The 6,426-nt window shown below is 62.0% G+C and carries 6 protein-coding genes; 4 read left to right on the top strand and 2 right to left on the bottom strand.

The features are described from left to right. Positions 1-71: 71 nt before the first annotated feature. The gene (locus AC1RLZ_RS30610; RefSeq protein ID WP_493191735.1) at positions 72-530 is read right to left on the bottom strand and encodes a hypothetical protein; all 459 of its coding nucleotides are present in this window, start codon (positions 528-530) and stop codon (positions 72-74) included. Positions 531-786: 256 nt separating this feature from the next. Between AC1RLZ_RS30610 and AC1RLZ_RS30605 the strand changes: the two genes are divergently transcribed. Further along, entirely contained in the window at positions 787-2,445 is a 1,659-nt protein-coding gene (locus tag AC1RLZ_RS30605) for an FAD-binding dehydrogenase (RefSeq protein ID WP_493191734.1), read from the top strand. A 12-nt stretch (positions 2,446-2,457) separates the two neighbouring features. On the opposite strand, the gene corA is transcribed toward AC1RLZ_RS30605, so the two are convergent. Beyond that, on the bottom strand, positions 2,458-3,465 hold the full coding sequence (gene corA / locus AC1RLZ_RS30600; RefSeq protein ID WP_371425841.1) for a magnesium/cobalt transporter CorA: 1,008 nt from the start codon (positions 3,463-3,465) through the stop codon (positions 2,458-2,460). Positions 3,466-3,763: 298 nt separating this feature from the next. Here corA and AC1RLZ_RS30595 point away from each other — a divergent pair, with 298 nt between their 5' ends. The 3 genes from AC1RLZ_RS30595 to AC1RLZ_RS30585 all read left to right on the top strand — a co-directional run bounded on the left by AC1RLZ_RS30595 (position 3,764) and on the right by AC1RLZ_RS30585 (position 6,378). After that, positions 3,764-5,380, top strand: a complete 1,617-nt coding sequence (locus tag AC1RLZ_RS30595; RefSeq protein WP_371425839.1) for an integrase arm-type DNA-binding domain-containing protein — start codon at positions 3,764-3,766, stop codon at positions 5,378-5,380. A gap of 105 nt (positions 5,381-5,485) precedes the next feature. After that, positions 5,486-5,974 (top strand): nucleotidyltransferase domain-containing protein, encoded by a 489-nt coding sequence (locus AC1RLZ_RS30590; protein WP_371425837.1) that lies wholly within the window; start codon positions 5,486-5,488, stop codon positions 5,972-5,974. Further along, positions 5,971-6,378 carry a HEPN domain-containing protein gene (locus tag AC1RLZ_RS30585; RefSeq protein WP_371425835.1) on the top strand — a complete coding sequence of 136 codons (408 nt, stop codon included), beginning with the start codon at positions 5,971-5,973 and terminating at the stop codon, positions 6,376-6,378. The genes AC1RLZ_RS30590 and AC1RLZ_RS30585 overlap by 4 nt, the downstream gene beginning before the upstream one ends. The last annotated feature ends 48 nt before the right edge of the window (positions 6,379-6,426 follow it).

Raw genomic sequence — 6,426 nt, 5'->3', positions numbered from 1 at the left:
AACCTCGCACTTCGCTGGCTTCATCCACCTCGCCGCAGCAATGATCTGGAACCAATGAATGTCGATCGGCCCTAGCGCGCGCTGGAGGCGTGGGCATCCATGTAACAGGGCTTGTACATGCCCATCAGCTGGCGGCCGCGCAGGAAGATCATCTGCGTCTTCAGCCCGCCACGCCTGGAGATCCAGCGCCGGATCTGCGTCGGATACATCGAATACAGCATCTGGGTGGCCTCCGGATTGGTCACCGCACGACCATTGGCACCCATGTCCCAGGCGGCATGAAAACCGAGATTGGCATTGGAGGTAACGCAGATCCGGTCATGCGGAACCGCGCCGAGCACGATCGTACAGGCCGAGGCGCACAGGCCATCGATGATCACGGTTTCGCCGGAAGTGCGCAATCCCTGATACTTGTCGACATAGGTTCCGATCCGCCCGCCACGATCATCTGCGATGCGAACCACCGCATGACTTGCCGCGACGCCCGCGAACAGCAAGACCGCCGCCAGCAAACCCGTAACGAACTTCATGTCCAGCCCCAAAACCTGTCGATCCCGAATCTGACTGCCCCGATGATGCAGGACCGGATCAGCGTGTTGCCAGATCGTGTTTTTGTCCAGACGAGCGTGACGCTTCCAATGCGATTCAAATCGAGTGTTGCGCGCGGGATGCACCTCATTCCCTTGCAGTATCAATCTGAAACAGCACCGCCCTTCGCGTGCAATTTCCGTTGACCAAAGTTCCCGCGCCGCCTTCAATCTCCATTAACAAAATGGGGGAAACACAATGGCCGGTGATGCGGATGTCATCGTCGTCGGTGGCGGGCTCGCGGGCCTTGTTGCGGCCACGGAAATTGCCGATGCGGGCAAGCGCGTTGTCGTGGTCGATCAGGAAGGCGAACAGAATCTCGGCGGCCAGGCGTTCTGGTCGTTCGGTGGTTTGTTCTTCGTCGATTCGCCGGAACAGCGGCGCCTTGGCATCAAGGACTCTTATGATCTGGCGCTGCAGGACTGGCATGGCACCGCTGGTTTCGATCGCGATGAGGATCTGTGGCCACGGCGCTGGGCCGAAGCCTATGTCGCTTTCGCCGCCGGCGAGAAACGCGACTGGCTGCGCGCCATGGGTCACCGCGTGTTTCCCGTGGTCGGCTGGGCTGAGCGCGGCGGCTATGACGCGATGGGTCCCGGCAACTCGGTTCCGCGCTTCCACGTCACCTGGGGCACCGGACCGGGCATTGTCGAACCGTTCGAGCGACGCGCGCGCGAAGCACAGAAGAAAGGCCTGCTGAGCTTCAGGTTCCGCCACCGCGTCGATGCGCTCAGCGTGACCAACGGAACCGTCGATGGCGTCAGCGGTGCGATCCTCGAACCGTCGAATACCGAGCGCGGCGAAAGCAGTTCGCGCAGTGCGATCGGCGAATTTTCGTTGCGCGCGCAAGCCGTGATCGTCGCCGCCGGCGGCATCGGAGGCAATCATGATCTGGTGCGGCAGAACTGGCCGAAGCGCCTAGGCGAACCGCCGAAGCGCATGATCTCCGGCGTACCCGCCCATGTCGACGGCCGCATGATGGGTATCACGGAAGCTGCCGGCGCCCGGCTGATCAATCGCGACCGCATGTGGCATTATGTCGAGGGCATCGAGAACTGGAATCCGGTCTGGCCGAAGCACGGCATCCGCATTCTGCCGGGGCCATCGTCGATGTGGTTCGACGCCACCGGCAAGCGGCTGCCCGCGCCGTTATTTCCCGGCTCCGATACGCTCGGCCAGCTGCAATATATCCAGTCCACCGGCTATGATTACTCATGGTTCGTGCTGACGCAGGCGATCATCAAGAAGGAATTCGCACTCTCGGGCTCCGAACAGAATCCTGACCTCACCGGCAAGAGCTGGCTGATGACCGCGCGCCGCGCCACCAACAAGGGCGCACCGGCGCCTGTCGAAGCCTTCAAGGATCACGGCATCGACTTCGTGGTGCGCGACAATCTCGACGATCTCGTCAGCGCGATGAATGCGCTGACCGGCGACAATCTGCTGAAGCTCGACGAGATTCGCACGCAGATCGAGGCGCGCGACCGCACCATGGCCAATCCCTACGTCAAGGACGCGCAGGTGATGAACATCCACAATGCGCGCAAATATATCGGCGACCGACTGATCCGCACCGCCAGACCGCATCGCATCCTCGATCCCGCGCGGGGACCACTGATCGCCGTGCGGCTGAACATCCTGACGCGCAAGACGCTGGGCGGTTTCGAGACCGATCTGGACTCGCGCGTGTTCGGCAGCAACGGCCAGATCATGCCCGGCCTCTATGCAGTCGGCGAAGCCGCCGGCTTCGGCGGCGGCGGCATGCACGGCTATCGCTCGCTGGAAGGCACGTTTCTCGGCGGATGCTTGTTCACGGGGCGCACGGCGGGGCGCGCAGCGGCGAAGGCGGTGGTGTGATCGGTTACCGGATCACAGCCACCCATTGCGCCTGAACCGGACATACAGGTAGCCACAGATCGCAGCTATACCGCCCAGCACGGCGTAATAGCCATAGGCCCATTTCAGCTCCGGCATGTATTCGAAATTCATGCCGTAAATGCCGGCAACGGCGGTCGGCACCGCAAGAATCGCGGCCCAGGCAGCAAGCCGGCGCGTAATCTCGGTCTGCTGCGACTGCCCTGACATCAAGCTGGCTTCAAAGGCAAAGGCCAGGACTTCACGCAGCGAGTCGATATCTTCTTCGGCCCGTTTGACGTGATCCAGCACATCGCGAAACAGCGGCTTCATTTCATCGTCGATGAACAGAATATCGATATGTTCGAGGCGGTGACAGACATCGACCAGCGGCCCGACCGCGCGACGAAGCCGCAGCAGATCGCGGCGCAGTTTGTAGAGCCGCTCGAATTCGGCCCGCGTCAGCATGCGGTGCAGAACATCATCCTCGAGTTCATCGATCTCGGACAGGATGGCTTCGATGACCGGGCGATAATTGTCGACGATGAAATCGAGGATCGCATAGAGGATGTAATCTTCGCCGCCCGTCAGGTTGGCCGGACAGGCCTCGCACCGCTCACGCACTGCCGCATAGGATGTCGAGGCGCCATGGCGCACCGACACGACGTAGCCCTTGCCCAAAAAGATATGCGTCTCGCCGAAGGCGACGGTCTGATCGACCAGTTGAGCGGTGCGCGCCACGATAAACAGCGCCTCGCCATACTGCTCCACTTTTGGATGTTGATGTGATTTGAGGGCATCCTCGATGGCGAGCGGATGCAGATCGAATTGCGTACGCAGTTTTTCCAGCAGTTCAAGGGACGGCTCGAACAGGCCGATCCAGACCACGTGGCCAGGTTTCTGCGCCCAGACGCCCGCCTCCTCGACAGGGATGTCGGCAACGCGGCGACCATTGGCATAGACGCTGGAGGCGACGACACCGGGCACATTGCCGGCGGTTGCAGCGGAATTGGGAAATGACATTCAACGACCTTGTCTTAAAGCGCACCAACAGGCGCCCTCTTCAAGAACGGCCGGGGCGCCAAACCGTTCAACCGCGACGCGGCGCTGGTCGTCCGGAATAAAGAAAGTGCTGGAGCGGACGGAGGGAATCGAACCCTCGTATGCAGCTTGGGAAGACGAAAGCGGCCTGATGATGGCTGATCTCCGTGACAGGCAACCTATTGATTTACCGATATTTATCGGATATTTTACGGTTTCCTCGCTGAAACTAAATAATTCAACGTTTTTAGCTGTCGTTGTAGAATTGTTGTAGGCTCCGATGCCCGAAAAGACGCCCTACGAACGCCTCAACAAGAGGCTTTTGCCCACCGACGTGTATCTGGCGATCAAGATTTCCCGGACCCCGGGATCCGGAGCACGCATCATCGAGTGGAAGGATACCGAGTGCGCCGGGCTCACGCTGCGCATCACCAAGACCGGAGCTTCATGGCTGATCCGGAAGCGCGACCGGACGATCAGGATCGGGGAATGCAAGGACGTTCCGCTGACGACGGCCAGATACATCACGCATCAGGCGCGCGATGCGGCCAAGCGTGGACGGGACCTCAAGGTATTCGTGGAGACCCTCCTCTCGCTGCGGTCGCACGCCATGGAAGAGGACGGCTTCCGCAGCCAGGCCGCCTATCACGACGGCTCGGACTGGCGGACGGCGGACGAAGTCGCCGACGACAATTCTGAATGGGGGCGTCGCCGGCTCAAGGGCGACATCTATCCGACGTGGACCTGGCGGCGGATGACGGAGAAGTTTCTCGAGGACAAGCTTCCGGAATTGAAGGCCTCATACAGGCCGCAGTACCGGAAGTATCTGGAGTTGCCGGAATTCGCCCTGGTCAACGATCGGCCGGTTGCGACGGTCACCAACGACGATCTCGAAGTCGTCCGCGACCGCATGCTCGCGGCCTACGGCAAGTCCGCCGTGCATCGGGCCGTCAGGCAGGGCCGTGAAATGCTGACCTGGGCGTGGAGCTATCACGGCGCCAAGGCGGGCCTAAACAACACACAGTATCCCTGGTGGACCCGCTGGTCGGTGAAGTACAAGTCGAACGTGAGATATCACGAACCGACCATCGCCGAACTTGCGCGGACGATGGTCGTCGCCGACACGTTCCGCCATCTGTCCGACAAGGAACATGCCACCTATCCCGGGACGGTGGGGGCGCTCTGGGCCGCGGTACTCACGGCGCAGCGGACGGGGTCGCTGCTGGTTCTGCGTCCGGACCGCATGTTCGCTCCGGACCGCAAAGCTAAACTGCCCGGCTGGAAGATCGCCAACTGGAACCGCGAAGAGATGAAGGGCGGCAAGGACGGCGGCCGACCTCATGCGCTTCCCATTCCTCCGGAGGTACTGAAGGTGCTGGACGGGTTCTACAAGGACTCGGGCGGGAAATCGGAATGGATGTTCTCGGGCAGGGACCGCGACGAGAGGGTCAGCCAGGCCGCTTTGAACCTCCTGATGTACCGCCTGCAGGGACGCGTGTTCGATCATCGCGGCAAGAACAAGCCGGACCGGCCGGGCAAGCCCGGCCCGAAAGCGGCGGAGAAGGCAAAGAAGCGGGTCGACCTTTTCGAACACTACGGCATCCGTCCGTGGACGCTGCACGACGTGCGGCGGACGCTGGGCGCCTTCCTCGACGACAAGCGGCTCGGAGGCGCGGCATCGGCGATCCTCGGTCACAAGCTGCCGCGGGACGTCATGCCCGAGAGGGAGCGCATGGCTCCGGTGACGGAGATTCACTACAACTCTTCGCAGCGCATCGCCCTCAAGGCGGAGGGAATGGCACTTTGGACCAAGGCCATCCTCGCCGCTTGCGAGAAGGAACGGAAAGCGCTCCGCCGCAAGCCACGCCCTGCTTTGCCTGAAACGGCTGCGGCGTAAGCCGTGCCGTTAGAGGACGGCACGATGGAAACGCCGGCTTTGTCGGCCTTGACACATGGCGGGGCTGTAATACGTTAGGCCGGAATCGTATTACGGGAGAAATCGATGCCTTTGCCGGTCCAGTCGATCCGCGCCAAACCGGAGCATCGTGACATCCTCCAGAGCGTGGCGGAGTTGCTTCGCAATGACGGCGATGCGGACATCCGCCGCCTGCTCGGCAATGCTAAGCTGGTACCGGTCGGCCCTTTCCGAAACGAAGAGGCCGCGATCGCATTCCTCAGGGACCGGTTGGTGGCCGAGTTGAAGCCATCATCCATCTGGCTGTTCGGCAGTCGTGCGCGGGGGAATGCCCGGTCGGATAGCGACTTCGACCTATTGGTCGTCATGCCCGACGGACTTCCCGACTCTGACTACTCGCACCAAGCGGTCGCGCGGCCGATCGTTGCGTGCGGTCTCGGGTGCGACATCGTGCCGGTGTCGCGATCGACTTTCCTTCAGGAAAAGGACGATGCCGGCTCGTTCCTCAACGCGATCGTCTCCGAGGGACGCGAGATCTACCGCAGCCGTTCGCGGCGGCTGGAAATCGCCGGATGAGTGGGAAGGCCGAGAGCTTCATCGAGCTTGCCAGGAACGACATCGCGGTCGCACGGCTCGTCCTGAAGGTCGATCCCGGCAATGCGGCGTTTCACCTGCAGCAGGCTGCGGAGAAGCTCGCGAAGGCCGTGCTGACGATCGAGACCATCGCCTTCGGCACAACGCATCAGATCGGAGCGCTCGCGGCGATGCTTCCGGCAGACCACGTATTCAGGCCGGACCTTGCGGGCTTCGACGCGTTCAGTAGCTACGGCACATCGACCCGCTACCCGCTGCCCGGCGGCGGAATGCCGCGCCTTCCTTCTCAAGACGCCCTCAAAGAGGGCATCAGGGACGTTGCCAGCGTGATCGACGAGATCGACGATTTTCGTCGCGAGCGCGAGGCGTCGTCGCGACCCAGATGACCGTGCTCGCAAAAGTCCGTTCACCCCTCCGGGCGCCGCTCGGGCGGC

The sequence above is a fragment of the Tardiphaga sp. GW822-FHT04G09 genome, assembly GCF_058800725.1.
Note: the sequence above shows the minus strand (reverse complement) of the source record. Positions and strands in the feature narration are given on the sequence as shown.

Bases quoted from the DNA above. Each gene is read 5' to 3' on its own strand.
- AC1RLZ_RS30610 (WP_493191735.1), bottom strand. From the start codon at position 530: ATGAAGTTCGTTACGGGTTTGCTGGCGGCGGTCTTGCTGTTCGCGGGC.
- AC1RLZ_RS30605 (WP_493191734.1), top strand. From the start codon at position 787: ATGGCCGGTGATGCGGATGTCATCGTCGTCGGTGGCGGGCTCGCGGGC.
- corA (WP_371425841.1), bottom strand. From the start codon at position 3,465: ATGTCATTTCCCAATTCCGCTGCAACCGCCGGCAATGTGCCCGGTGTC.
- AC1RLZ_RS30595 (WP_371425839.1), top strand. From the start codon at position 3,764: ATGCCCGAAAAGACGCCCTACGAACGCCTCAACAAGAGGCTTTTGCCC.
- AC1RLZ_RS30590 (WP_371425837.1), top strand. From the start codon at position 5,486: ATGCCTTTGCCGGTCCAGTCGATCCGCGCCAAACCGGAGCATCGTGAC.
- AC1RLZ_RS30585 (WP_371425835.1), top strand. From the start codon at position 5,971: ATGAGTGGGAAGGCCGAGAGCTTCATCGAGCTTGCCAGGAACGACATC.